Annotated in this window: 3 protein-coding genes; all 3 read left to right on the plus strand. The window is 61.5% G+C overall.

Annotation, left to right across the window (positions count from 1 at the left end):
- Positions 1 to 992, plus strand: a 992-nt coding sequence (sufD, locus tag HUJ17_RS02275; protein WP_290509170.1) for a Fe-S cluster assembly protein SufD, incomplete at its 5' end; no start/stop codon positions are given.
- Positions 992 to 2,206, plus strand: coding sequence for a SufS family cysteine desulfurase (locus tag HUJ17_RS02280; protein WP_290509171.1), 1,215 nt, complete (start codon positions 992 to 994; stop codon positions 2,204 to 2,206). The genes sufD and HUJ17_RS02280, both read left to right, overlap by 1 nt.
- Before the next feature lie 141 nt (positions 2,207 to 2,347).
- A complete protein-coding gene (locus tag HUJ17_RS02285; protein ID WP_290509172.1) occupies positions 2,348 to 2,707 on the plus strand; it encodes an iron-sulfur cluster assembly accessory protein in 360 nt (119 codons plus the stop codon).
- The last annotated feature ends 119 nt before the right edge of the window (positions 2,708 to 2,826 follow it).

A 2,826-nucleotide genomic window follows, 5' to 3' on the forward strand; every position in this document is an offset into this window, starting at 1 on the left:
TCACCATCAACAATGGCCAGCTGCAGGGCAGCACCCTGCCCGCCGGCGTCAATCTGCATCACGACGCGCCCGTGGTAAACGGCCTGCAGACCCCCTTTGCCGCCTATAACGGTGCGGTGTGCGGGCAGCCGGTGGTGCTGGAAGTGGCCGCCAATACCCGTATCGAGCAACCGATCCATGTGCAGATCCAGAGCGCCAGCGAGGCGCCGGCCCACTGCAACCCGCGGGTGATCGTCAAACTCAATGCCGGCGCCGAAGCCACCGTGATCGAGCACTATCACGCCGAAGGCCAGGCGCTGACCAATGCGGTTACCGCCCTGATTACCGCCGACAACGCCACTCTGACCCACTACCGGTTGCAGGGTGAACAGGCCAATACCCTGCACATCGGTACCCTGATCATTGATCAGCAGGGCGTCGGCAAGGTAGACAGCTACCAGCTGATGACCGGCAACCGTCTGCGCCGCAACGACGTGCGCGCACTGGTGAACAAGAGCGGTGCCGAGCTGAATATGAAAGGCATCTTCGTGGTCCGTGACAAAAGCCACGTGGACAACCAGCTGTGCGTGGAACACGCGGTGCCCAATTGCCAGTCCGATCAGAACTTCAAGGGCCTTGCCGGCGAAAGCGGCAAGGCGGTCTTCAATGGCCGCATCCACATTCACCCGGGTGCCAGCGGCACCAATGCAGAGCTGTCCAACAAGAACCTGCTGCTCAACCCCGGTGCCGAGATCAACACCAAGCCGGAGCTGGAAATCTACAATGACGACGTGAAGTGTGCCCACGGCACCACCGTCGGCCAGCTGGATGCCGGTCAGCAGTTCTACCTGCAATCGCGCGGCATCCCCGCTGCCGTAGCCAAGCGCATGTTGAGCCTGGGCTTCGTTAACGAATTGCTGATGGCACTGCCCGACGCGGCAGTGACCGAGTGGGCCCAGCCCTGGCTGGAAGCGGAACTAACCCATTCCAGCCCGGCAGGAGACGCCGCGTAATGACGTTTGATGTGGCAGCCCTCCGCGCACAGTTTCCGATCCTGGATCAACAGGTCAACGGCAAGCCGCTGGTGTATCTGGATAACGGTGCGACCACCCAGAAACCGGAAGCGGTGCTGAACGTGCTGGAGCACTACTACCGCACGGTGAACTCCAATGTACACCGCGGCGCCCACCATCTCAGCGACCTGGCCACCGGCCAGTTCGAGGGTGCCCGGGAAACCGTGGCCCGCTTCCTGAACGCCAGCCGCGAAGAGATCCTGTGGACCAAGGGCACCACCGAGTCCATCAACATCGTCGCCCATTGCATCGGCCGTGAACGCCTGCAGCCCGGCGACGAGGTGTTGATCAGCACCAGTGAACACCACGCCAATATCGTGCCCTGGCAGCAAGTCTGCCTGGCCACCGGCGCCACCTTGAAAGTGATCCCGCTGCGCGAGGATTGCAGCCTGGATCAGGACGCCTTCGACCAGCTGCTCACCGAGCGCACCAAAATTTTCGCCATCGGGCATGCCAGCAATGCCCTGGGCACCCTGAACCCGGTGCAGGACATGGTCGCCAAGGCCCGTGAGGCAGGCGCCATTACCGTGATTGACGGCGCCCAGGCCGTGGCCCACTTCCCCGTGGACGTGCAGGCCCTGGACGTGGATTTCTACGCCTTCTCCGGCCACAAGCTGTTCGGACCCACCGGCATCGGTGTGCTGTACGGCCGCCGCGAATTGCTGGAAGCCATGCCGCCCTACCAGACCGGTGGCGAAATGATCGAAACGGTGAGCTTCGAAAAGAGCACCTGGAACCAGCTGCCCTACAAATTCGAAGCCGGCACCCCCAACATTGCCGGGGCTATCGGCCTGGCCGCCGCCATCGACTGGTTCAATCAGCAGGACCGGGAGGCACTGCAAGCCCATGAAGACGCCCTTTTGGTTCACGCCACCAAACAGGCAGAGGCTTTCGACGGCTTGAAAATCATCGGTACCGCCGCCAATAAGGTCAGTGTGCTGTCCTTCCTGCTGGAAGGCGCTCACCCGGCGGATGTGGGCATGCTGCTGGATAAACAGGGGGTGGCGGTACGTACCGGCCATCACTGCACCATGCCGCTGATGGACACGCTCGGCATTCCTGGCACAGTCAGGGCGTCATTCTCGATTTATAATACCCTTGATGAGGTGGATCGCCTGTTCGAGGCGCTGGAGAAGGTGAAGACCTTTCTCTGAGCCCGGCACACACCTCACCGTAGGAGCGTCGCTTGAGACGCGAACCTCTGCTCGCGACAGGCCGTGCCAAGTACGATTCGCGCCTCAAGCGACGCTCCTGCGGCAATATCAACCATGCGCTAATGCAAGGTAGGTAATTTCATGACAGTTCAGACATTCCAACCAGGCCAGGTCACTCTCAACCTGACCGAGGCTGCCAACAAACAGGCCCTGCGGGAAATCCAGCGTGCCAATGCCGCCGGCATCCGTCTGGATCTGGACGAATCCGGCTGCTCCGGGTTTATGTACACTCTGGACTTTGTGGAAGAGCCCGAAGACGGCGACAAGCTGTTCGAGATCGACGGCGTGAACCTGTACGTGCCGGAAAAGTGGCTGCCCATGCTCAACGGCCTGGTCATCGACTACGTTACCGAGGGCGTCAACAGCCTGTTCAAGTTCCGCAATCCCAATGCCACCGGCGAGTGCGGCTGCGGCGAGAGCTTTACCGTAGACGAGGTCTGAGTTGGCGCAAGAACAGAGAACGGTAGTCGTCCAGCGTGACGTGCCGGCCCGCAAGGTGCCGGACGGCACCCGCATCACCATCCCCAAGAACAGCTTCGTCAATCTGCGCCAGGCCCTGG

It is taken from the genome of Alcanivorax sp. (assembly GCF_014762765.1).
Taxonomy (GTDB): Bacteria; Pseudomonadota; Gammaproteobacteria; order Pseudomonadales; family Alcanivoracaceae; genus Alcanivorax.